The following is a 24460-nucleotide window of genomic DNA, read 5'->3' on the forward strand; positions in this document are numbered from 1 at the left end:
AGGATGTTGCCACAACGTTATCCGTTATGCCACCACCATGCTTTAAATGTACTGTTATTTCTCATGTTTCTGTAAAACAAATATTGCGATTACTTTTTAATAAAACAAATAATATGACAATCAATACATCACAAAATGTGCTCGATTTCCTCCTTTTGATACCAGTGTAAAGGAAGCGATCTTATTATTGTGTGTTAATAAAGCGGTCATCTGGCGCTTGCCCGAGTACAAAAAGACCATATCGGCCGTATTATTTCCTTCCATGTCAATGTCTGCGACTTCCTTGCGCGGCATTTCTTGGTACGTTACGTACCGAATATCTTCCATGCGCTTGCTCATCAGGTTCAGGCGTATTTCTGCTAAGCTGGCCAGCAAATAATCATACATTTCTTCATCAGCATCCTGTACCAATACATGTTTACTCAGTACGATATCTAGCGCGAGGTTTGGATTCGCAAGATCTGCAATGAATTGTTGTGCTGTACGCACGCTGTTCGATCGTGGTGCATCTGCCGCAGTGGTATCAGTTGCCGTGTGGATTTGCATGGCTTTAGTTTGCGGCGTTTTCTCGCGCTTAATGCGCATCTGCGCAAAGAGCGGTAAGCTGACAATGGATATAAATAGCGCCAATAAAGTCTTTTTCATCACGGTGTTTTTTGTTGGACAGCTATTCAGGGGAAAGGATTAAAAGTTTGCGAAATGAGCGTAATAATTATAGCTGCTCTGTTGTTGTATTAGAACGTCTTCGCTCGAAAGCACGACAACGTGATAAAACAAAAGCCGCCTGATTTCGTGTCAAGCGGCTTTTCAAGGTCTTAATATTCATCTTCATTGAAGAAGAAATCATCCTTAGTGGGATAGTCTGGCCATATCTCTTCGATATTTTCGTATGGCTCACCATCGTCTTCCAGTGCCTGGAGGTTTTCAATAACCTCTACCGGTGCTCCTGAGCGAATTCCGTAGTCAATTAACTCGTCTTTCGTAGCAGGCCACGGCGCATCTTCCAAATGCGAAGCTAATTCAAGTGTCCAATACATAGTCTTCTCTATTTAAGCTTGTTACTTTTCGCAAAAGTAGCAAAATAGTTGTTTTATGCAAGTCTTATTACGAATAGCTGCTTTTTAAAATTGTAACTACCTATTTTATAGGTTATTAATTTTCTTGTGACTTAGCGATTCTTGCATGCGTTTGTAGGCCAACTCCTCTATGGGGGCTATATTTTCGGTCATCAGATTGTCTGCTGCAATCGGTTTTAACACGGAGATATAAACGGTGCCGGGCTTCGATCCGTACTTGCCGCCATCATCCCACAACAATTCCCAAGCATTGTGAATCACGATAGGCAATAGCATCACCTGATTGTCTTTTGCTAATCGAAAAGGCCCCGACTTAAATGGATGTAAACGTGGTGGGTATTCATCATCGATCTTTCCTTCGGGAAAGACCACTAGCGAGCGTTCTTGTTTTAGTAGTTCACTTCCGCGCTGAAAAGCCCGAAAGGACGACATGCGGTTGCTCCGATCTACCGGCACATCTATACTTCGAAAGAAGATGGCGGTCACCGGATTGCGCAATAATTCAACTTTGCCTAAGAATGAAAAAGGCTGCGGACACAAATGCGTCAACACCGATATATCTAGCATGGAGGTGTGATTGGGACATAGCACATAGGGGCGAGACCAATCGATGGAAACCTCAAAATGAAATTGAAAACGAATGCCGGCTGCCGCAGCACTAATTACGCTGATCCATTTGCGAAAAAAAACGAGCTGCCGGTAATAACGTTCGGGCTTGCGCGCGAGTACTATGAGAATTGGCCAACAGACTAGAAAGCATAAAAATGCCATGCTCAAATAATAGATGCGATGCGCCTTTCGTAAAAATAACTTCATATAACGTCGTGCCCGAAACCTGAGGCCGTTCAAAAAAATCGTAAAACCAAGTAATAAGGATTCGCAAACTTTTCTCGCCGCGAACCCTCTTACTTATTTACTTAATTCCGTGAAATATTTGTGGAACAGAGGGATTGTCTCAATACCTTTCAAGTAATTGTCGATACCGTATTTCTCGTTTGGAGAGTGTAGGTTGTCGCTATCCAAGCCAAATCCTAACAGCACGGTCTTGATGCCCAATTCTTTTTCGAATAAGGCTACGATCGGGATCGATCCGCCACCGCGTGTTGGAATAGGCATTTTGCCAAATGTCTCGTTTAGCGCTTTTTCTGCTGCTTTGTACGCAATGCTATCCGTTGGTGTTACCACCGGTTCGCCACCATGATGCGGTGTTACTTTTACCTTTACTGATTTTGGCGCGATACCTTCCAAATGTGATTGGAAAAGTTTGGTAATGCGCGTTGAATTTTGGTTAGGAACCAAACGCATGGAGATTTTAGCAAATGCTTTGGATGGCAATACGGTTTTAGCACCTTCGCCAATATATCCTCCCCAAATACCATTTACTTCCAACGTTGGTCGCGTACCTGCGCGCTCAATGGAAGAGTAGCCAGCTTCGCCCCAGATATCGGCTACACCAAGATCTGCTTTATATTCTTCGACATCAAAAGGAGCTTCGTTCAACGCTTTGCGTTCCGCATCAGATAGTTCTATTACGTCGTCGTAGAAACTAGGAATGGCAATATGATTATTCTCATCGTGCAACGAGGCAATCATTTTGGATAAAATGGTTGCTGGATTCGCTACTGCACCACCATATACACCAGAGTGCAAATCACGGTTTGGGCCAGTCACTTCTACTTCTACATACGACAGTCCGCGCAGTCCAGTTTCGATAGATGGCTGCTCCAAGCTAATCATGGCCGTATCAGAGATCACAATCACATCAGCACTTAGACGCTCTTTGTTTTCTTTCACGAATGTGCCTAAGTTAGAAGAACCAACTTCTTCTTCACCTTCGATCATGAATTTGATATTACAGGGTAGCTCTTGCTCACTCATCATGTATTCGAACGCTTTTACGTGCATGTAGAATTGTCCTTTATCGTCTGCTGCGCCGCGAGCATAAATTTTTCCATCGCGTACCGTAGGTTCGAAAGGAGGTGTGTCCCACAATTCTAGCGGATCGGCAGGTTGCACATCATAGTGCCCATAGACCAATACGGTCGGCAAACTCGGGTCGATTAATTTCTCTCCATATACAATTGGATATCCAGCAGTTTCGCAGACTTCTACTTTATCTGCACCTGCTTCCTCGAGTTTCTGCGCAACAAAAGCAGCCGTTTTTACGACATCTTCCTTGAATTTAGGATCTGCACTTACTGATGGGAATCGTAGTAGCTCAAATAATTCAGCCAAGAAGCGATCGGTGTTTGCCGATACATAATCTTTAATTTTTTGCATGAGTTTTTGTGTTTCCACAAAAATACTGAAATATTTTTTGTTAAAACTTGTAACATTATTCGCTTTCGAGCGACAAAGTTAGTAGAAGGGTTCATAGTCTACTGTGAAAGAAAAAATGTGCATGCTGTAAGAAGGATAATTCTGCGCCCGACTGACTGACAAAATTAATTTAATACATGAAAAAATTTGCTATTCCTTTAGTAATTGTTCTAACATTTTTGTGTGCCTTGGGAGGGTACGCGCAATCCAAAGTAGGTGGTAAAGTGGTGGATGAAACGGATAAAACCGGTCTTCAAAATGCAACAGTTATGCTGTTGCAAGCGAAGGATTCCATTCTAGTAGACTTTAGCCGCGTTGATGAAGCTGGGCGCTTTAGTTTAACCAAGTCTGATTCGCAAGATTATCTATTGATGATTAGCTATCCAAAATATGGGTCGTTTTCTCAGCTCTTGGAGAAAGGTGCTGGGAATGTAGATATTGGTGAAATAGGCCTTACTGGTGTGGCCAACTTGATCGAAGAGGTTATGATTACGGGTCGTATTCCAGTGGTGATTAAAGGCGATACGATTGAATATGATGCAGGTAGTTTCGTTACCGAGAAAAATGCGAAGGTCGAAGACTTGCTAAAAGTACTTCCAGGCATCACAGTCGATGCAGCAGGTAAGATTACCGCTCAGGGAAAGACGGTGGAGAAGGTATTGCTAGATGGTGAAGAGTTTTTCGGAGATGATCCCACACTAGTGACCCGCAACATTCGTTCGGATATGGTCGATAAGGTACAGGTTTATGAAAAGAAATCTGATTTGGCAGAGCGTACGGGTGTAGATGATGGCGAACGTATTCAGACCATCAATGTCACGCTAAAAGAAGATGCTAAAAATGGCATGTTTGGAAAAGTAGAAGGTGCGGTCGGTAACGATGACTTTTATATGGGTAAGGTCGCTGTCAATAAATTTAAGGGTTCGCGCAAAATAGCTGCCTATGGCTTAACTTCTAATGATGGCACAGTGAGTCTCGGTTGGCAAGATGAAGAAAAGTTCGGACTGGAAAACGATCAAATGCAGATGTCGGATGATGGCAGTATGATGTTTTTTGGAGGCGGTGGCGATGAGTTTAGTTACTGGAATGGTCGCGGTCGTCCTAAGGCACTCAACACGGGTGTCAGCTTTATGGATAGGTTTGGCAAAAGAAATAATAAGCTCAACTTAAGCTACAAGTTTGGTCGCATTGAGAACAATGAAATTACGACAGGGTTGAGTCAGCAGAATTTACCCAACGGCACATTTAATCAAAATACGTTAAGCGATAACTATGTCGAGAATCAACGTCATCGCTTCAATGGTAGATACGATTGGAATATCGATTCATTAACCACCTTGATCGTCAAGTTATCTGGTACACGCGGACAGCGCCAGTCCAATGATTATAGCGAAGCGTTTAGTGTCAACGAAGCAAACGTGCGTATTAACGATAATACAACTCGATTAGTCACCGATGCAAAGACCTCTAATATCACGTACGATGGTTTGCTCACGCGCAAATTTAGCAAAGTTGGTCGCTCGTTATCATTACGCGTGGCGGGTAATGTGGCAGATGACACCGGTGATTCATTTCTAGATGCTACCACAAATCAATTTAATGCGGATGGTACTTTGGTAAATACCAATATTACGGATCAGTACAAAGACATAGCGCGGAACTCCAATAACTTACAAACATCTGCAACTTATACGGAGCCAATTACCGACAAATGGAGAACATCGATCGGGTATACGTTTAATAATTCTAGAACTCATTCTATCAACAATTCATTCAATGCGGATACTAATGGCGATTACAATGTGTTTGATGCCGAATTTAGTAATGACTTTAACTTCAATACGGTGCGCAACGCTGGAGATCTTTCGGTCGGTTATAAATCGGATAAAATCGAATTTAACTTTAATAATAATCTACGAAATGATGATTTGTTCCAACGCAACAATCATGAGAATATGGAGCTGGATCGTGGGTTTCTTACCTATAATCCATCTGCGCGAATTCGCTACAACATTACGAAAGCGAAGATGATTAGTCTCAATTTCAATCGAAACAATATCCTACCATCTTTAACACAGATTCAACCTCTGCGCCAGAATAATGATCCATTGAATATTGTACAAGGTAATGCTGATTTGACGCCGGCTCAGAGCAATAGCTATAATTTGTCTTACAACTCTTGGGATCTATTGAAAAATACATGGATGTATGCTTCTGTTGGTTTCTCTCAACAATACAATGCAATTCAACAAAATGTAAACATCAGTGAGTCGGGCGTGCGAACCATCATCTTTGATAATATGCGCGAACGCGTAAACAACAATGCAAATATCTGGACGGGTATGGGTAGGACCTTGATCAAAAAATACAAAATTGATGCGCGCTATGGTGTCAATGGTAATATTAATGACAACTACAATTTCTTGAATGGTGACCTGAACAGAAACCAGAATTACAACTACGGTTTTGATTTGAACATTGAAAGAAATACCACGAAAAACATTGACTTCCGTGTTGGGATAAATCCAGGCTGGAGACGCTTAGCTTCATCACTACAGCCACAATTCAATAGCTCTGGCTTTACCTTGGGCTCCAACCTTTGGTTTAAAGCTTATTTGCCATGGAAAATACAGCTATACGGAACAGGAAACTATACGTACGAAGCACCTACTGAAGTATTCGATCAGAGCTTCAAACGGTTTATCTTTACTCCAGGTGTTTCGAAACGCTTCCTAAAGAATGAAACGTTGACGGCAGAAGTATATGTAAATGACGTGTTTAACCAAAATATTGGTTTCAGTCGTTTTCAACAAGCAGGTATGATTTCTCAGCAGAATTACAATACGATCTCACGTTTCTTTATGGTGAAAGTATCTTGGGACTTCAGTATGATGGGTGGTATGTCTGCCGATTAATTAGTAAAATTTAATGACGATGAAAAATCAAACAATGAAAAAGATATTACAGCTATTGGTGCTTGTTGCGTTGTTGCCCATGTATTCGGCTACGGCTCAGTACGCCTACTTTCCGCAAGAAGGAGTGATTACCTTTGACAAGACGGTGCACATCAAAAACTTACTCAAACGCCACGTTACTTCCTTAAAAGATGGTGACTTTCAAAAGCGCTTTATTGAAGAGCTTATTCCTAAGGTGAGCGAAACCATTGTGTTGAAGAAAAAGCTGTCCTTTAGTGGACATGAAACCAACTGGGAACCCATCAAGGAAACCATGAATCCAATCGTCACTAACCTGCTTAATATGGGATTGGTGGATTACCAAAACACCGCCTATCAGAATATCAAGACGGATGAAACGCAATCCTCTTTTGACTTGGCTGGATCCAATATTTATGTCAAAGATTCACTATTGAATGTGAAATGGAAAATCACGGATGAATATCGTGAAATCGCCGGTTATTCGTGCCGTCGTGCCAATGGTGTGGTCTTAGATTCGGTTTACGTGGTTGCCTTTTACACGGATCAAATTCCCTTGTCTGCCGGACCCAACGTGATGCACGGTCTGCCGGGTATGATTTTGGGTTTAGTCGTTCCAGAGCAACATTTTAATATGTACGCTACTAAAGTAGATTTCTCTTCTCCCGTGATTAAAACTAACATCGGTGGCAAGCGCGCTACTGCGATGACACGACGTGAGATGGAAGCCAAAATGCGCGAGACCATGAGCAATTGGCTGTCGGAAAAGCAGCTGAATTTGCTCTTAGCAGCGATGCAACTTTAATATCCTTATACCCATAAACTTAGAACGCTCCTCTTTCTGAAAGAGGAGCGTTCTTTATTGGCAGTATAATCGTTTATACGATGAAGTTCCAGCCAAATGTATCTTCGATTTTGCCATAACGAAGATCATTCAGATATTGGAATACTTTAATTGAAAACTCACGTGTTTCTACTGGGGGCAATTCATAGTCTTTGCCTTCGTAACCAATTTTTGAGATATGGGTAATGGTAGCGGCCGTTCCAGCAGCAAAAGCTTCTGTCACCGCGCCTGATTCAATTCCTTCGATAAGTTCTGCTACGGATACTTTACGTTGTTCGGTTTTCAATCCCCATTTGTCTGCCAGTTCGATGATGGTACGGCGCGTAACACCGTGCAAGATCGTGTCGCCATGCGGCGTAATAATCGTATCGCCGATACGGAAAAGTAAATTTGCCGTTCCAGCTTCCTCAATGTATTTGTGATCGCGGGCATCAGTCCACATTACTTGGTCGTAACCTTCTTTGTGTGCCAATTCTGTCGGGTACAAAGCCAATGCGTAGTTTCCGGCATTTTTGGAGAAACCAACCCCTCCATCTGCTGCACGTGTATAGTGTGTCTCTACCTTCAAACTTATTGGCTTGCTGTAATAAGCACCAACCGGTCCAGTAATAATGATGAATTTATAGGAGTTTGAAGGATGTACACCGAGAGCTGCTTCCGTAGCGAACATGAATGGACGGATGTATAAAGAAGCACCATCTTTGTTAGGTACCCAGTTTTGATCTACTTGCAACAATTGCTTTAAGCCATCCAAAAAGATTTCTTTAGGTACTTCTGGCATCTGTAATCTCGCAGCAGATTTGTTGAAACGTTCCCAGTTCTGATCCGGTCTAAAAATGCTAACCGTACCATCATTGAATTTGTAGGCTTTGATGCCTTCGAAGATGGCCTGACCGTAATGTAGTGCTGACATAGACGGGCTGATCGAAATATCGCCATAAGGTACGATGCTGATGTCATTCCAAGTGCCATTGCTGTATTCTGCAACAAGCATATGGTCAGATAAAATTTTGCCGAAAACCAAATTGTCAAAATCGACCGCAGATAATCTAGATTGCTGTGTTTGCTCTAGACGAATACTAGTGTTGCTCATTGCGAAATTATTTATGCTGAATGCGTGCAATTTAGACAAAAAAAAAGAATTGAGACGATTTCTTTTTCGTTAGGTGCAACGCCTAATAAATAATTTTATTGTATTTGGGATAAAATTAAGCTAGCTTTGTAGCAGATTCAAACATTACGCGTTTAATAGGGGAGAATCAAAATAATTATCAGGATGGATACTACGCAAATGCTTCAAAAAGAGAATATTAAACAAAGAGAAAAGGTGAGTATGATTCAGTTTATTGCTGGATATTTTGTGTATCTCTACAAAGTTGCGGTTCGCCCCAACTGATCATTTATGCGTATTTCCGCTAAAATAGGGTCTATATAAGTCCGATCATTCGCTAATCGAGGAACTTTATTTTGGCCACCCAACTTTCCTCGTGATTTCATCCACTGGTAGAATGTGCTCGCTGGTGCGTTATGTACTATTGGGAAGGTCAGCGCCATATCTTTGTGACGCTTAGCATCATAATCCGAATTTATTTCCCTCAATTTAGCATCTAGTACCTCGCAAAATTGCTGAAACGAGGTAGGTTGCTGCACAAATTCGATAACCCACTCATGCGCTCCCGCCTTACCATTATCAAAGTATACTGGTGCGGCGGTATAATCTTTTACCGTTGCTCCCGTAGCAATGCTCGCCGCTTGAATGGCTTGATCGGCATTATCTACAATCAATTCTTCTCCAAATGTATTAATGTACGCTGTGGTTCGTCCAGATATTTGGAAGCGATAAGGTGAAAGCGAAGTGAACTTAATGGTATCGCCAATCATATAGCGCCACAGTCCCGCATTCGTAGATATAATTAAAGCATAATTTTTACCCAATTCTACGTCACCTAAACTGTAGGTTTTTGGGTTAGCATCGCCGATGTTTTCCATCGGAAGGAATTCGTAGTAAATCCCGTAATCCAACATCAGTAGCAAATCCTCAGAGTCGGATTGATCTTGGATGCCAAAATAACCTTCTGATGCATTGTAATTCTCCAAATAGTACATGTCGGTCGTGGGAATCAACCTTTTAAACTCTTCCCGATAGGGCTTAAAGCTTACGCCACCATGACCGTAGAATTCTAAGTTGGGCCATACTTCCAACAGGTTTTGCTTTCCGGTTATTTCCAATATGCGTTGCGCCATCACGATATTCCATGTAGGTACGCCAGCCAGGCTGGTTACGTCTTCCTCTATGGTGATGCGCGCAATCTGATCTATTTTGTCTTCAAAGTTGGGGTTTAGCGTCACTTCCAGTGTGGGTGTGCGCTTGAATTCTGCCCAGAATGGCAGATTACGGATCAAGATCGAGGATAAATCGCCAGAATAAGAATCGCTGCTAAAGTTGTTGAATTGCGAAGATCCGCCAATCACGACCGATTTGCCGGTAAATACCTTATTTTCCGGTCTATTATGGCAATAGATAGACAGCATGTCTTTTCCGCCTTGATAATGACATTCATCTAGGGCTTCTCGGCTGACGGGAATGAACTTGCTGCGATCGGCCGTGGTTCCCGAAGATTTTGCGAACCATTTAATGTCCGACGGCCACAAGATATTTTGCTCGCCTTTGATCATCCGATCTACATGCCCTTTAATGGAGTCGTACGTTTGTATCGGCACGCGATTTTTGAAATCCTCAACCGAAAAGATGCTTTTGTAATCGTATTGCTTGCCCCATTCTGTGGCTTCCGCAGTCGATATCAAGCTTTGAAACCATTCTTCTTGCACGTCATGAGGATACTTCATAAAAAGCTCAATCTGATGAATGCGCTTTTTCATAAACCATGTGAATAAAGAATTAAGAATGGCCATAAAGGTTTAGTGTAATTTCGGTAGCTACTAATTTAGAGTTTTTTTCTTCTCAACTCAAAATGTCGACCGAGATAAAACTTACGCGCCAATTCGTTATCGGCGATTTCCTCGGGCGTACCTGTTAGCATGATCTTACCTTCGGTCAATAAATAGGCGCGATCCGTGATCGAAAGCGTTTCCTGTACATTGTGATCCGTGATGAGGATACCAATGTTCTTGGTTTTTAGTTTGGCTACGATTGTCTGAATTTCCTCTACCGCAATCGGGTCTACACCAGCGAAAGGCTCATCCAGCAAAATAAAGCTGGGATTGGCCGCCAATGCTCGCGCAATCTCCGTACGTCTACGTTCACCTCCAGAAAGTAAATCACCGCGATTTTTGCGTACCCTATGCAAGCTAAACTCCGTCAATAATTCCTCGAGTTTTTCTTTGCGTTCTTGCTTGTTGGGATAGTGGATTTCTAAGACAGCGAGAATGTTATTCTCTACCGTGATTTTTCGGAAAACGGAGGCCTCTTGCGCCAAATATCCGATTCCGCGCTGCGCGCGTTGATACATCGCATCTTGGGTGATATCTACATCATCCAGATAAACATGTCCGTCATTGGGTTTGATCAATCCCACAATCATGTAAAAGGAAGTCGTTTTTCCGGCACCGTTCGGGCCTAGAAGTCCAACGATTTCGCCTTGCTCTACTTGAAATGAGACATCATTTACAACCGTACGTTGCCGATATTTTTTAACTAGGTGTTCCGCTTTTAGTATCATGTATCCAACTTCTTCACCTACAAATATATCGGTTAATATCGAATTGCCTTAATGTTCAACTGTAAATTCTTCCGAGTTTTCCAGGTGTTTTCTTCAATGGTGTAGCAAATATCAAACCGCTTACCAGAATTAATATGGTTAATATGTTCTGACAGACCGAAAGCAATGCAGGCTAATGGCGCACTGTCTTCCTGTACGATAGTCATCTTCAAGTGGTTTGCGCCCACGATATGTGCTTGCCCTTGTATAGTTACGCCTTTGGAGATGAAGGTGGGCTGTTCATTTTGTGGTCCGAACGGCTCAAACTGTTTGAGTAGGCGAAAGAGTTTCGCGTCGATCTCTTGCAAGTGTATCGGCAGGTCGATAGAAATCTCCTGTGTAAGCATCTCCGGCGTGATACGTTGTGTGACGACCTCTTCAAAACGTTGTTGAAACAAAGGCACATTTTCTACGGGCATGGTCATGCCAGCGGCATATTTATGTCCGCCAAATTGCTCTAGCAAATCACTACACAACTCCAATGCCTGATATAAATCAAAGCCTAAAACGGAACGTGCAGAACCCGCCACATGTCCATTCGTGAGTGTCAATATAATTGTTGGCCGATAGTATTTCTCGGTTAGTCGCGATGCTACAATGCCGATAACACCCTTGTGCCAGTCTGCTTTGTATAACACGGTCGAGTTGCGTTTTTGTAAGGATTCATCCTGCTCGATAAGTGCCATGGCTTCTTCCGTGATCCGAAGATCAACATCCTTACGTTCATTATTTTGCAAGTCAACTTTTTCAGAGAATACCAGTGCGTCGGCCACCGATTTGGACGTGAGCAATTTTACGGCGTCTTTGGCGTGCTCAATACGGCCTGCCGCATTGATGCGTGGTCCAATTTGAAATACAATATCGTTGACCGTGAAAAAATCTTTTCGATTGTTGGATAATTCTATCAATGCGCGAAGCCCAAACGAGGGATTGCTATTTAGTTTATGAAGTCCAAAATGACAAAGCAGACGATTTTCTCCAGTAATAGGTACAATGTCTGAGGCGATGCTCACGGCTACCAAATCCAAATACTGATACGCCATTTCCATATCCATATCATTCGATTGGATAAAAGCCTGTATAATCTTAAAGCCAATCCCACAACCCGAAAGCTCCTTGTAGGGATAATCGCATTCCACTCGTTTTGGATCGAGCACAGCTAATGCTTCTGGAATAGTATCGCCGGGCAAATGGTGATCTCCAATGATGAAGTCAATACCTTTAGCCTTTGCATAAGCTACCTTTTCAATTTCCTTGATGCCACAATCCAACGCGATGATCAACGTGAAACCGTGCTCATGTGCGTAATCAATCCCTTGGTAAGAAATGCCATAACCTTCCGCGTAGCGATCAGGAATGTAATACGCTAATTTTGTGTGAAATTGATGGAAGAATGTATACACGATCGATACCGCGGTGGTGCCATCCACATCATAATCGCCGTATACCAAGATCTTTTCTTTGTTGCTGATAGCTTCTGTGATGCGAGCTATTGCCACATCCATGTCTTTCATCAGAAAGGGATCGTGCAACAGCGATAGGGAAGGTCTGAAAAACTCCCGTGCACCCTCGAATGTTTCTATTTTTCGGTAAGCTAAAAGGTTGGCAACTACGTCACTTACTCCGAGTTCATCGCGTAAATGCCGGGTTGTTGCTGCGTTATTTTTGGGTTTTAGTAACCACCTTTTTTGCATACCTTTGCTTTGTGAAATAACGGTAAATGTACGGTTTTATACACGTAATAGCCTAATTTCTACGTCCTATACCTTTACGATGCGGTGTAAAGTACATAGTAACAACTATATAGAATGATACAAGCACATTCCCTATACGAGGGATCTTTTTCCGTAGATGCCAGTAAGGTTTTTGTTCCTTTTGATCCAGAGAAAGATGATCCCAAAGACAGACCAGCCTCTTTATTTGTTCAAGTTCGGCCTTTTCTAGTAGAAACCAGTCATGGTTTAGTAGTGATTGATGCCGGTTTGGGCGAGCGTACAGCAGATGATGAACTCTTGATTCATCATAATATTAAACAATTGGGTTTCGACCCTGCGGATGTTAAATATGTATTGATGTCGCATCTGCACAAAGACCACATGGGTGGCGTTGTCGATATACAAGATGGATCTACGCGGATTGCTTTTCCGAATGCGGAATACATCGTGCAGGAAAAAGAATGGGAAGCAGCTTACAGCACCGAGTCGGCCTCGTACAGAACGGATCTTTTCCGCGCCCTGCAGCGCAGTGGCAATTTGGTGTTGGTAGATGGCGATGGCGAAGTGAATGATGAAATTTCTTACCAATTGACTGGTGGCCATTCGGAGTTTCACCAAGTATTTCACATCAAAACGGGTGGCGAACACTATTTCTTTGGAGGCGATGTGCTCTCCGAGCCGGGCGAAATCTTTCGCAACTTTGTGGCGAAGTATGATTTCGATGGAAAGAAATCACGCGATTTGCGTACCGATTTTTGGGAAAAAGGAGCGCCAGAAGGATGGCTATTTTTATTTTACCATTCCAAAACCATACAAATCGGTCGCCCAGAAGAGAAGGAAGACGGTACCTTCAAGTTGATCGAAGTTGCAGAATAAGTACATTTGTCAAAAATATTATATCATTAAAAGGAAGTAAATCATGTCGATAGTTAGAGAAAGCGATCTGATAGGAATCGGGAAGAAGTACGAAATTGATACAGAAGCCGGTGACCAGATGGTAGTGGTTATTCACGACGATGGTCGTAGAGAACTGTACCGCCACGAACGTTCGGACCATGAAACACATTGTGTCATGACTCTTTCCGATGAGGAATCGCGTCACGTAGCGGGTATTTTGGGCGGACTTTCTTATAAGCCCAAAGCCTTGGAAACGATTGAAGTCGCTTTGGATGATCTGCGTATCGAGTGGTACAAGGTTGGAGAGTCTAATGACGGTGTAGAAAACAAAAGCATTGGAGAATTGGGCGTCCGCCAAAAAACGGGAGCTTCTATCATTGCAGCCATCAAAGACGATGATACCATCATCAATCCGGGTCCAGATTATGTGATCACCACGGGTACGACCTTAGTCATTGCCGGAAAAAGAAATAATATCAAACTGCTGAAAGAAATTTTGCTGTAACCTAACTTGTATTCATGCTGAGTCATACCTTAATATTAGAAATCGGAATTGCTGTTTTATTAGTGGCGCTAGTTGGCTTGTTAGCCAACAAGCTTCGTTTTTCTGTTATTCCATTTTTTATATTGATCGGTATGGTGTTGGGGCAGCACGCGCCTACTTTCGGAGCGGTAGATCTTACTTTTACCGAAAGTAAGCCCTTCATCGATTTTATGGGGCGCTTGGGCGTTTTGTTCCTGTTGTTCTATCTCGGTTTGGAGTTTTCCGTTGGCCGACTCATGAAGTCGGGCAAATCCATCGTTTCTGGTGGTTTGTTTTACGTGTTGCTCAACTTTTTCTCCGGTTTATTTATCGGGTGGATGATGGAGTTGCCTTTCAAAGAGATGATGGTGCTTTGCGGTATCATGACCAGCTCTTCTACGGCGATTGTGGCCAAGGTATTGACGGATCTAAAGCGTACTGCCAATCCAGAGACGGAGGTGATCATGGGCATGATTATGTTCGATGATTTGTTTATTGCCATGCACATTTCCTTCTTGTCAGGTTTGATCCTCACGGGATCTACATCGATCTTGGCGGTTGCTGGCACGTCCGCATTGGCCTTAACGTTTATCCTTACCTTTTTGGTATTGGGGCGTAAATTGGTACCAGCGATCGACAAAGTCTTGCAGGATAAATCTTCGGAGCTTTTCATCTTGATCATCTTTAGCTTGCTGTTTGTGATTGCGGGCTTCTCCGAGACCATTCACGTGGCCGAAGCAATCGGTGCGCTGATGGCGGGCTTGGTATTGGCTGATTCTAAATACATCAAAAAAATTGAGGGCATGGTACTGCCTTACAAAGACTTTTTCGGTGCGATGTTCTTCTTCAGCTTCGGATTATCTATTGATATGTATTCGTTAGGTGGTGCGGTAGGTTGGGGCGCTTTAGCGGCATTAATTACCGTCGTGGTCAATGTGGCATCCGGATATTTTGCGACTAAATTCTCGGATCTAAAACCAAGGAATGCCGTGGATATTGGTTTCACTTTGTCTGCCCGTGGAGAGTTTTCGATCATCATGGCCAACATTGGGAAGGCTGGTGGTCTATTGCCTGTCGTGCAATCTTTCGTCGTGGTATACGTGTTGTTGCTCTCTATCATTTCCCCCTTGCTTACCAAAGAGTCTAAGAACATCTGGAATGCTTTGAGCGGCTCATCGAAAGAAGTAAAGCCGGTGCGTAAAAAGCTGAGTGATCTGGAAGCACTTTCCGAATTAAATAAAAACGCGCAATCATAGCTTGAAATTAGGAGCTATGATTGCGCTTAGATCATGCGCTAAAACGGATTGCGTTTAATCCTCGTAACCGAATCTTTTGAGGTAATTCTTTTTGCTTCTCCAGTCTGGCAATACCTTCACGAATAACTCCAAGAATACTTTCCCGTCGATAAACTCTTCAATGTCTTGACGTGCGTATGTGCCCACTTTTTTGATCATGGCGCCTGCGGTCCCGATGATGATATTTTTCTGTGAATCTCTTTCTACAATAATTTCTGCAGCAATTCTGGTGATCCTTGGTTCTACCTTATAAGACGTCACGACGACCTCCGTGCTATATGGGATTTCCTTGTCATACAATTTGAAAATCTTTTCGCGAATCATTTCAGAGACGAAGAAACGAACCGATTTGTCGGTCAGCTCATCTTTCTCATAGTAGGGTGGATGTACAGGCATCTTTTCTTTAATGTAAGCCATTATCCCGTCTACATTGTACTTGAGTAGTGCAGATAGGGCAAAGACCACATCAGGGTTTACCTTTTCTTTCCAGTATGCTGCTTTCGCTTTCACTTCTTCTTCCGAAGATTTATCTACTTTGTTAATTAATACAGCAACCGGAGATTGAGTATTACGCAGTTTCTCGATCACATCCTCTTCATCATGGCGCTCATGTATATCCGTCACAAAAAGAATGACATCGGCGTCGATAATCGATCCCTGCACAAAACTCATCATCGATTCCTGCAAGGAATAGTTGGGTTTGATGATGCCCGGGGTGTCCGAAAAGACAATTTGGTAGTCTTCTTCATTCACAATACCAATAATTCTATGCCTAGTGGTTTGTGCTTTGGGAGTGATGATAGACATCTTTTCCCTCACTAACGCATTCATTAACGTTGATTTCCCCGCGTTCGGCTTACCTATTATACTTACGAATCCAGCTTTATGAGACATTTTTCATTTTTTATTTGCTTTTCAAAAGTACAAGTTATATCTTTGTGAAACAATTAAGAAAGCAATATCTGCGAATAACACCAAATAAACGCAGAATCTATAAAATATATTGCGGGGTGGAGCAGTTGGTAGCTCGTCGGGCTCATAACCCGAAGGTCACACGTTCGAGTCGTGTCCCCGCTACTAAAAGCCGTTCAGAGATGAACGGCTTTATTTTTGTCCTTTATTTTGGGTTCTCCCCAGATTTCCTGTTACAATCGACTTTTTCCGGATCAAGAATAGTTGAACTTTCGATTTTCTGTAGTTTTTACTTTTGGTTTATTTTTTGTTGTGGTATCTTATGTGCAATTGTGCAACCACCTTGTTATGAGAAATTTCCATCAAAAAAATGTGTTGATTACCGGCGGAGCTTCGGGAATTGGCAAAATTATGAGCCGACTATTTTTAGAGCAGGGCGGTCAAGTAATTATTTGGGATATTAATACCGCTACGATACAGGCCACGGTAGAAGAGTTTTCCGATCAAGGCGAAGTGTATGGGTATACCGTTGATATTGCAGATCGAAATAGGTTGCAGCAAGCTTTTCAACAGGTAAAAGCAAACCACGGGGTGATCGATGTGTTAATAAACAATGCCGGTATTGTAGTTGGCAAATATTTTCACGAACATTCCGAAATAGATATTAAACGCTCTATGGATATCAATGCAATGGCACCCATGTACATCACCAGCTTATTTTTGCCTGATATGATCGCGCAAAATAATGGCTCCATATGCAACATAGCATCTTCGGCATCTTATATATCTAATCCGAAGATGTCGGTATATGTGGCAAGTAAATGGTCTATATTTGGTTGGTCGGATAGTTTGCGTATTGAGATGAAGCTATTGAAGAAAAATATACGTGTAACTACCGTCACGCCCTATTACATTAATACGGGTATGTTTGATGGTGTACGATCTTTAGTTCCGATCCTGCACCCTGAAAAAGTAGCAAAAAAAATTTTACGAGGTATAGCATTTGGTAAACCGATTGTTAGTATGCCGTGGAGCATTCATTTCGTGCGATTTTTTCAAGGGATACTCCCCATCCGGTTTTTTGATTGGTTTGTGGGTAATGTGTTAGGGATTTATAAGACGATGGATGATTTTAAAGGACGTTAAAAACAAGCAATTATGGAAAATAGTATCGAAAATCTAGTCAATGAGCAACGAAGCTACTTCTTGAGTGGCGCAACTAAATGTATTGATTTTAGGTTGCAACAACTCAAGAAGCTGAAAAGTGTAATTAAAGCGCACGAAGAAGAAATGATAGCAGGCATTGCCCTTGATTTTAGAAAATCCGAATTCGATACCTATACCAACGAATTGTCTTTGTTGTATCATGATCTGGATGAAGCGATCAAAAAATTGAAACGCTGGAGTAAAGTACGCCGCGTGAGTACGAATATGATCAATTTTCCAGCGCGTAGTTATATCATTCCAGAACCTCTGGGCGTCGCATTGGTAATTGGCGCATGGAATTATCCCTATCAGCTTTCGTTAGCGCCGATTATCCCGGCGATAGCCGCTGGCTGTACGGTGATTCTAAAACCTAGCGAATTGCCCAGCAATACTAGTCGCATCATGGCCAATATGATTGCCAATAACTTTGACTCGAATTACCTCGCTGTCGTAGAAGGCGATGTAGAAGCAACGACCACTTTGCTGGAGCAACGTTTTGATAAGATTTTTTTCACAGGTAGTACCAACGTTGGTCGTATCGTATACCAAGCGGCAGCAAAGCATCTAACTCCTGTCACGCTAGAGTTAGGTGGAAAAAGTCCGGCCTTCATTACAGAAAATTGTGATATGAAAATGTCGGTAAAGCGGTTGGTGTGGGCAAAATTTCTGAATTCTGGACAAACGTGCATTGCGCCAGATTATATTCTTGTACACCATTCGGTACAGCAAGCTTTCTTGGACGGGCTTACTGTAGAAATGAAGAAGAGTGAGTTTAGCTTTGAAGCCGGTACTTTGGTTCAGATTATCAATGATAAAAATGTGGATCGATTGGCCAAATTAATCGATCTGACGAAAGTATATGCTGGTGGGCGGGTGGATCGCGAAAGCCGCTATGTAGAGCCAACCATTATGACGAATGTTAGTTTTGATGATCCAGTGATGCAGGAAGAGATTTTTGGACCGATTTTACCGGTGATTGTTTACCAAGATCTCTCGGAAGCGATTCAGCAGGTGAAACAGCTGCCTAGCCCACTTTCCTGTTATGTATTTACCAATGATAATAAGATCAAGAAGCGGATTCTGCATGAACTATCTTTTGGAGGTGGTGCTGTGAATGATGCGGTCATGCACATCACAAATCCCAAATTGCCTTTTGGTGGTGTTGGGAATAGTGGTATGGGTGCCTACCACGGCGAAGCTGGCTTCAAAAGTTTTACACATTATAAAAGCGTGCTCGACAAACCGACTTGGATCGAATTTGGACTAAAATATTATCCACGATCATCTTCGAAACTAAATATTATCAAAAAATTTTTTGGGTAATATGAGGTGCCGTATCACTATGTCACTAAAAAGCCAATTCTTCGGAATTGGCTTTTGTCGTATTGGAATGATTAGATTACCTAGTCGTTTTTTACGAGTATAAGTAAGGTGAAATCCGCTGCGCTGAAATCAGGACTTGATGCTTCGTCGGGAAGGGAACTAATAGTGAGTATTTTGTCGGGGTGAATCGACTTCATAAATGATATAATCCCTTCTCGATTCTTTGTGTGATAGACACCATTGAGGTGAAACATCACCTGATCTTCCTTTGTGCGAGTCAAGATCTGATGCGCCATGCTGGCATCTTTGAGCGCTTGCGAATACAACATGTTTTCTCCACCATGACCGAGGATCATATTTTTTAATTCCCGATAAGAGGCTAAAGTGGAGTCTAGTTCCATCGGTAGCGGGGGTAAGAGGTTTTTAGCGTAATCCGATAAACTATCTAAAATACGAACACCTTGGTGATACACAGCATTCGCGTAACGGCGTGGCACGTTGGTCGCTACCAGAGGAATATCATGTGCTTTCGCAAACTCTACTATCGGACGGTAATCTGCGTAATTGTCCCAAATGCGAGCTTCACTTTCAAAGCTACGGGTATTGATTTGGCCTTGCCAATATTCGTTGATGATCGGCTGCACATCTGTTTCAAACATTTCCATGCCTAGTACCAATTTATTTCCGTGCTTAGTATATAATTGCTGTAACAGCTCCAACTCCAACTGATGAGCCGCCGCTTCGCCGTGCAGCTCGCCAAAGAAAATAAACTGCTTATCCTGTGCAGTCGCTAAAATATCGTCCAATGACACGATTTCACCCTTTGCATTATGGATGTTAAGTGCCAGCTGAGCGTGCGCGCTGTGCAGGCAGATATATAACAAAAGGCTGATGATAACTCGCATGCTATGAAGTTAAGGATTCTAATGCTGCTCTCCAATCTTCGCGCTCGGGAATATCAGGTTTGCGTTTGCCAAAGAATTGTGCAACCAGATTGCCTTCCGCATCGTACGTTTCGATGCTGTGTACTTCGCCTAAGTTCGTTGGTTTCTTCACAATCCAAACGCTGTCTAGTGCTTCATCGCGTAGGTGCATATTGAAGTCGGGATCCAAGATGTTGATCCAAGGTCCGGTTCGCATAATGCGTTCTGCTTTGCCCGTGTGGATTTGTAAGCAGTTGGCATTGCCAATAAAAACCATGATTTCTAATCCTTTTTCGGAAACTATGTTAAGTAGATCTTCTACTTTGCTCACCGCAATAGGCGTGGCATGACCTTCTGGAGCCAGGCGTAACGCTTGCGTACGCGTGACACCGTGTTTGCGCAATAGACCAAAGAAATCATGTGTATCCTCCAGGCTCAGCCACTCTTGTTGGAACGCTGCTTGGTCAATCTCTTCATCTGATTTTTCGGTCGAGTCAGTAGTGGCCTGTGCTTGTAAAATGACTAAGTTGTCGGTATCTTTTGATTTGTAGTTTTCAACCAGTTCCAGATACGCGTCTCGATTGCTATCTTCTGTTAGGTAAATTTTATGTACTGCGTTTCCATAGGTGTCAAAAAACTGAATGCTTTGGCGATCATTTTCTGAAACCGCGAAGACATGTGCCCATTTGCTCATGAAAAGGCGTAGATCGATATCCGATCCGACCACCAAGCCCATGTGGCCATTGAATGTCGGGTTATTGTAGATTCCTTTTCGTTCGTGTACCGCAAAGTCGTTTCTGGTGAGCGCCATCACGGGACCGAGTGATGGAATTAGTTGCAATATCTCTTGCATAGCAGGAGTAAGGAGGGTATTTTGTGGGTTGGTCGCCACTAATTCTGCTTCGGAAACACCTAATGCCGAGGCAGCATCGCGAATGCGTATTTTGGGATTAGCTGTTTTATAGCTTTCGTATTTTTCTTTTAAATCCTTGATCATAGTAGAATGTTTTTTAAGATGTAGGGACAATAAATGGATAACCGATCTCCCGATCATGCCATACCTTTACCCGAATGTTATACGTTTTAAGCAGATTTTCTGCTGTCATTATTTCTGTAGGAGTGCCAAAGTTCACCACTTCGCCGGCTTTCAAAATCAAGATCTTGTCGGCATACCGCGAAGCGAAATTGATATCGTGCAAAATACACAATACCGTCCAGCCTCGATCGGTCATCTTTCTAGCCTTCTCTAAAATAATTTGTTGATATTGAATGTCTAAGCCATTGATTGGCTCATCTAGGAATAGGATCGCATCTTGGCGTTCATAAATCTGCGCTAATACACGCGCCAATTGTACGCGTTGCTTTTCTCCTCCAGAGAGGGAATGATAACTACGATTCTTGAAATGTTGAATACCCATTTCTTCCAGTACCGCCTCGATGATTTCGAGGTCAGCAGCACGCGGATTCACTTCAAAATGCGGATATCTCCCCATGGTGACAAGTTCCTGCACGGTGAAGTCTACGCTGACTTCGTTAGCTTGCGTCAGCACGGCCCGCATCAAAGCGAGTTCTTTCGCCGAATAAAGAGAGAGAGCCTTGCTATGTAGGAAAATAGAATTTTTAGGACTTTTCACTTCACCGCAGAGTAATTTCATCAAGGTGCTTTTCCCGGCGCCATTCGGTCCAATGATCGCCAGCAATTCGCCTGGTTGCGCTTGCATATTAACATGCCGAATAATTGGCTTTTTACCAATCTGATACGATAGATTCTTTGCCTCAATCATAGCCGATTCCTCTTTTTTCGATCTTTCAAGATAATGAATAAAAATACGGGAACACCAAATAACGCCGTCAGTATGCCAATCGGCAGTTCGGATGGTGCGGCAATTGTACGCGCAATCAAGTCCGAAGCGATGAGAATTGCGGCACCAAATACTGCCGATGCTGGCAATAGAAACTTATGATCGCCCGAAACGCTAATCCGCAGAATATGCGGAATAACCAAACCGATAAAACCAATAAGCCCTGTCAATGCCACCGAAGCACCAACGCCGACCGCTGCCAGCACAATAATGTACTTCTTGGTTTGCTGTACTGGAATACCGAGGTGCTCTGCTTGCGCTTCGCCCAATGCAATCGCATTGAGTGGTTTGGCAAAATACCATAATCCCAGTATGGAAATCAGACTAAATGGGAGCAAAGTGCTGACTGCTTGCCAACTCGCGGCGCCCAAACTACCTAAGCTCCAAAAGGTAATACTGCGCAGTTGATCGTCGCTAGCGATATAAGTCAATAAGCCAGTAAAGGACATCACCAACGCATTGATCGCAATACCGATCAGTAATAGGGAGGTGACATCGGTACGGCCGTGTCGTACCGAAAAGCGATAAATAACCAGTGTGGTAATGACTGCGCCAATAAAGGCCGCAAAAGCTAACGTATAATAACCGAGTAGGCCTGTGATCACATGAAACAGTTTTGCCTCCAACACAATCACCAGCACGGCAAAAAATGTGGCGCCAGAGGAAATACCGATGATGCCGGGCTCGGCCAATGGATTGCGAAACAAACCTTGTATGGAAGCGCCCGAAATGCTCAATGTAGCGCCGACCAAAATACCCAAAGCCATTCTGGGAAGACGAATATTGAGCAGCACTGCTTTTTGCTGTACATTGTAATCAAATGAATCCGTCTTGCCGAGTGCATCACCTAAGATGGAAAACAAAGAGCGCATCGGAATAGTAAGCGCCCCGATGCAAAGCGAAGCGATGCACGAGGCGATTAATACGGTCATTAAAATTACAAAATAGATCTTTCTCTTTGGGTACTGCATTAATGAATTTTGTGGTGCAATTCGTCAATCGCGTTGGCTACTCTTGGCCCAAAGCCAGTAAGCAAAGCACCGTCCATTTCTACGATTTTTTTGTTTTTACCCGCATTGGTTTCTTTCACACCTTGGATGTTGAGGATGCCATCTATGCCGCCCAGACTGGATAAGCCTGAATCGAAAAGCAGAATCACATCAGGATTGTAGGCCACCAAGGCTTCCGCCGTCAAAGGCTTGTATTCTTGAATATCTTGCGCCACGTTTGTGCCTCCGGCCAATACGATCATTTCATCTACTTCGGTGCCTTTGCCGCCCACCATCATGGTGCCGGCGCCACGCGCATATATAAATAAAACACTTGGTTTAACGCTGGATTCTTTCTGGTGTTCGGCGACGTGTTTCAGGTCTTTTTTGAGGATATTCGCCAGCGAATCACCTTTGTTACTGATTTTTAGCGAGTCTGCTAATGATTTGATCAGTTGAATACTGCCATCAGTGCTGTGCGCATGTGGAAGTAGTAGCACGCGCAATCCGGCTTGTTTAAGCTGTTGGAGCGTCTCGGGTTTTAGATCATTTTCGGTACCGATAATGATGTTTGGGTTTAAAGCTAGGATGCCTTCTGCCGAAATATTTTTATTGTGACCTACTCTGGGCAATTTGTTTAATTCTTCTGGGTATGTAGAGGTCACGTCGGTGCCGATGATATTACTCAATAAACCGAATTGTGCTAATACTTCCGAAGTCGCTCCATTGATAGATACAATACGCAAACTGTCGGTATTGCCTTGTTCTTGCCGTGCTTGTTTGTCGGCTGATTGGTTGCAACTACCTAATAAAGCTGCGGCTACCGCAGCTGGGAATACTAATTTTTTAATTACTTGCATTACCCTTGTTTTACTAATTTATATTCTAATTGTGGGTATCCACGGGTTCCGCCGTCAGCCGTGCCGATAGATAAAAACTTAATCTTATAGATGTTGTTGGCGCTGTCTTTCAAGATATAGTAACGGTCGGTACGAACAGCTTGTGAAGTTTGAGTGATCGTTCTCCATTTATCAGCTATTACATTTCGATTATTTGAAAATTGAATTTGACTCAGATGTGATTCATTGAAGTCCGCATAAGAAATTGTGAAATCGCCTCCGATAATAAGTTCTGCTGTTTGTACGCCTGCTAAATGATTAATAAATATGATGTCGCTAAAACTATATGGGAGATAAGCGCCATTATTGAATGTGTAATACATTGATTTGCTCCATACAAAATCCCAGTCAGCTTTTTGGGGTTCCACTTTTGTTGATCCACCAGTAAAAGAGAAAAATTGAAAATTATAAGTAGCATCTTTCGTGATATTGGTTGTCTGGAAGTTGGTATCCGCCAGTCGCGCGTACTGCAAGGTGTAGCCATTATTTCCGTTACGTAGTACACGAATTTTCCATAAGTTTTCCGCAGCTACCGTTGTCCCAAGTTGTGGGTTGATGATGTACACGCGATTTTGTGAATCTGTAGCACTGATTTCAGCAATAGCTGTACGTGAGACGCGACCCACCGTATCATCAACTAGGTCAAATAACCCAGCAGATGGTGCCATTTGATTAAAAACCATAGAACTGAAATCTACATTAGAAGAATTTACGGCGTTAATATCCGTAAAAGTAGTCGCCAATGCCGTAGCATCATTTTGATTATTGATAATCACGCGGAAATCAGAGCCTGTATAAAAACCTAAATTCCACGAATTGCGGGGCACAGAAGTTTGCTGCTCCGCGCTTAAGTCTACATAAACGGCATTAACTGCATTGCCTGCACCTTCGCCACCTTGTAAGGTCATTTCTGTTCCGTCGGAAGGCGGTATTTCTGGTGCAAAGGTTTCATCGCGCTTGCAAGAAGCAGCGGCGAGGATTAGCCCGCAGAGTAAGCTGGTTTTAAAAAGAGTAGTTTTCATGAT

22 protein-coding genes and 1 tRNA gene are annotated in these 24460 nt (G+C 42.8%); 8 read left to right on the forward strand and 15 right to left on the reverse strand.

All coding sequences use genetic code 11. The annotated features are described in order from the left end of the window. Positions 1–120: 120 nt before the first annotated feature. The 4 genes from AC3IRT_RS02510 to AC3IRT_RS02525 all read right to left on the reverse strand — a co-directional run bounded on the left by AC3IRT_RS02510 (position 121) and on the right by AC3IRT_RS02525 (position 3356). Entirely contained in the window at positions 121–645 is a 525-nt protein-coding gene (locus AC3IRT_RS02510; RefSeq protein ID WP_489394965.1) for a hypothetical protein, read from the reverse strand. Positions 646–815: 170 nt separating this feature from the next. Continuing rightward, positions 816–1037, reverse strand: a complete 222-nt coding sequence (locus AC3IRT_RS02515; protein WP_017258669.1) for a DUF2795 domain-containing protein — start codon at positions 1035–1037, stop codon at positions 816–818. Between the two features lie 105 nt (positions 1038–1142). Then, complete coding sequence (locus AC3IRT_RS02520; protein ID WP_489394966.1) at positions 1143–1847, reverse strand: lysophospholipid acyltransferase family protein; 705 nt, start codon at positions 1845–1847, stop codon at positions 1143–1145. A 138-nt stretch (positions 1848–1985) separates the two neighbouring features. Next, positions 1986–3356, reverse strand: a complete 1371-nt coding sequence (locus tag AC3IRT_RS02525) for a dipeptidase (protein ID WP_489394967.1) — start codon at positions 3354–3356, stop codon at positions 1986–1988. Positions 3357–3532: 176 nt separating this feature from the next. Between AC3IRT_RS02525 and AC3IRT_RS02530 the strand changes: the two genes are divergently transcribed. Together AC3IRT_RS02530 and AC3IRT_RS02535 are read left to right on the forward strand one after the other, a co-directional pair. Next, a complete protein-coding gene (locus AC3IRT_RS02530; RefSeq protein ID WP_489394968.1) occupies positions 3533–6310 on the forward strand; it encodes an outer membrane beta-barrel protein in 2778 nt (925 codons plus the stop codon). Positions 6311–6344: 34 nt separating this feature from the next. Further along, on the forward strand, positions 6345–7133 hold the full coding sequence (locus tag AC3IRT_RS02535; protein WP_489394969.1) for a GLPGLI family protein: 789 nt from the start codon (positions 6345–6347) through the stop codon (positions 7131–7133). 73 nt (positions 7134–7206) lie between these two features. Here AC3IRT_RS02535 and AC3IRT_RS02540 read toward each other — a convergent pair whose 3' ends face one another. The 4 genes from AC3IRT_RS02540 to recJ all read right to left on the reverse strand — a co-directional run bounded on the left by AC3IRT_RS02540 (position 7207) and on the right by recJ (position 12585). Beyond that, positions 7207–8265 carry a branched-chain amino acid aminotransferase gene (locus AC3IRT_RS02540; protein WP_489394970.1) on the reverse strand — a complete coding sequence of 353 codons (1059 nt, stop codon included), beginning with the start codon at positions 8263–8265 and terminating at the stop codon, positions 7207–7209. A gap of 275 nt (positions 8266–8540) precedes the next feature. Continuing rightward, a complete protein-coding gene (locus AC3IRT_RS02545) occupies positions 8541–10085 on the reverse strand; it encodes a GH3 auxin-responsive promoter family protein (protein ID WP_489394971.1) in 1545 nt (514 codons plus the stop codon). A gap of 32 nt (positions 10086–10117) precedes the next feature. Next, positions 10118–10852: an LPS export ABC transporter ATP-binding protein gene (gene lptB, locus AC3IRT_RS02550; RefSeq protein ID WP_116776241.1), complete on the reverse strand. Its 735-nt coding sequence runs from the start codon at positions 10850–10852 to the stop codon at positions 10118–10120. Between the two features lie 32 nt (positions 10853–10884). Further along, positions 10885–12585, reverse strand: coding sequence for a single-stranded-DNA-specific exonuclease RecJ (gene recJ, locus AC3IRT_RS02555; RefSeq protein ID WP_489394972.1), 1701 nt, complete (start codon positions 12583–12585; stop codon positions 10885–10887). Positions 12586–12699: 114 nt separating this feature from the next. On the opposite strand from recJ, the gene AC3IRT_RS02560 reads away from it, so the two are divergent. Genes AC3IRT_RS02560 through AC3IRT_RS02570 form a run of 3 tightly spaced genes read left to right on the forward strand, consistent with a single transcriptional unit; the run spans position 12700 to position 15282 of the window. Beyond that, positions 12700–13482: an MBL fold metallo-hydrolase gene (locus AC3IRT_RS02560; protein WP_489394973.1), complete on the forward strand. Its 783-nt coding sequence runs from the start codon at positions 12700–12702 to the stop codon at positions 13480–13482. A 43-nt stretch (positions 13483–13525) separates the two neighbouring features. Further along, a complete protein-coding gene (locus AC3IRT_RS02565; RefSeq protein WP_489394974.1) occupies positions 13526–14008 on the forward strand; it encodes a cation:proton antiporter regulatory subunit in 483 nt (160 codons plus the stop codon). A 14-nt stretch (positions 14009–14022) separates the two neighbouring features. Then, the gene (locus AC3IRT_RS02570; protein ID WP_489394975.1) at positions 14023–15282 is read left to right on the forward strand and encodes a cation:proton antiporter; all 1260 of its coding nucleotides are present in this window, start codon (positions 14023–14025) and stop codon (positions 15280–15282) included. Between the two features lie 54 nt (positions 15283–15336). Here the strand turns inward: AC3IRT_RS02570 and era are convergent, their stop codons facing one another. After that, a complete protein-coding gene (era, locus tag AC3IRT_RS02575) occupies positions 15337–16215 on the reverse strand; it encodes a GTPase Era (protein ID WP_489394976.1) in 879 nt (292 codons plus the stop codon). A 110-nt stretch (positions 16216–16325) separates the two neighbouring features. Here era and AC3IRT_RS02580 point away from each other — a divergent pair. The 3 genes from AC3IRT_RS02580 (at position 16326) to AC3IRT_RS02590 (ending at position 18762) form a co-directional block, all read left to right on the forward strand. Beyond that, positions 16326–16398 (forward strand) — tRNA-Met (locus tag AC3IRT_RS02580). A gap of 183 nt (positions 16399–16581) precedes the next feature. After that, positions 16582–17379: an SDR family oxidoreductase gene (locus AC3IRT_RS02585; RefSeq protein WP_489394977.1), complete on the forward strand. Its 798-nt coding sequence runs from the start codon at positions 16582–16584 to the stop codon at positions 17377–17379. Positions 17380–17391: 12 nt separating this feature from the next. Next, positions 17392–18762 (forward strand): aldehyde dehydrogenase, encoded by a 1371-nt coding sequence (locus tag AC3IRT_RS02590; RefSeq protein ID WP_489394978.1) that lies wholly within the window; start codon positions 17392–17394, stop codon positions 18760–18762. An 80-nt stretch (positions 18763–18842) separates the two neighbouring features. Here the strand turns inward: AC3IRT_RS02590 and AC3IRT_RS02595 are convergent, their stop codons facing one another. The 6 genes from AC3IRT_RS02595 to AC3IRT_RS02620 are packed head-to-tail and all read right to left on the reverse strand — an operon-like array spanning position 18843 to position 24457. Then, positions 18843–19667, reverse strand: a complete 825-nt coding sequence (locus AC3IRT_RS02595) for a ChaN family lipoprotein (protein ID WP_489394979.1) — start codon at positions 19665–19667, stop codon at positions 18843–18845. Between the two features lies 1 nt (position 19668). Continuing rightward, positions 19669–20682, reverse strand: coding sequence for a hemin-degrading factor (locus tag AC3IRT_RS02600; protein ID WP_489394980.1), 1014 nt, complete (start codon positions 20680–20682; stop codon positions 19669–19671). A 13-nt stretch (positions 20683–20695) separates the two neighbouring features. After that, the gene (locus tag AC3IRT_RS02605) at positions 20696–21469 is read right to left on the reverse strand and encodes a heme ABC transporter ATP-binding protein (protein ID WP_489394981.1); all 774 of its coding nucleotides are present in this window, start codon (positions 21467–21469) and stop codon (positions 20696–20698) included. Beyond that, on the reverse strand, positions 21466–22518 hold the full coding sequence (locus AC3IRT_RS02610) for a FecCD family ABC transporter permease (protein WP_489394982.1): 1053 nt from the start codon (positions 22516–22518) through the stop codon (positions 21466–21468). The genes AC3IRT_RS02605 and AC3IRT_RS02610 overlap by 4 nt, the downstream gene beginning before the upstream one ends. Then, positions 22518–23396, reverse strand: a complete 879-nt coding sequence (locus AC3IRT_RS02615; protein ID WP_489394983.1) for a heme/hemin ABC transporter substrate-binding protein — start codon at positions 23394–23396, stop codon at positions 22518–22520. Before AC3IRT_RS02615 ends, AC3IRT_RS02610 begins: the two co-directional genes overlap by 1 nt. Further along, a complete protein-coding gene (locus AC3IRT_RS02620) occupies positions 23396–24457 on the reverse strand; it encodes an HmuY family protein (RefSeq protein WP_489394984.1) in 1062 nt (353 codons plus the stop codon). Before AC3IRT_RS02620 ends, AC3IRT_RS02615 begins: the two co-directional genes overlap by 1 nt. Positions 24458–24460 lie beyond the last annotated feature (3 nt).

It is taken from the genome of Sphingobacterium sp. KH_072, from assembly GCF_057837975.1.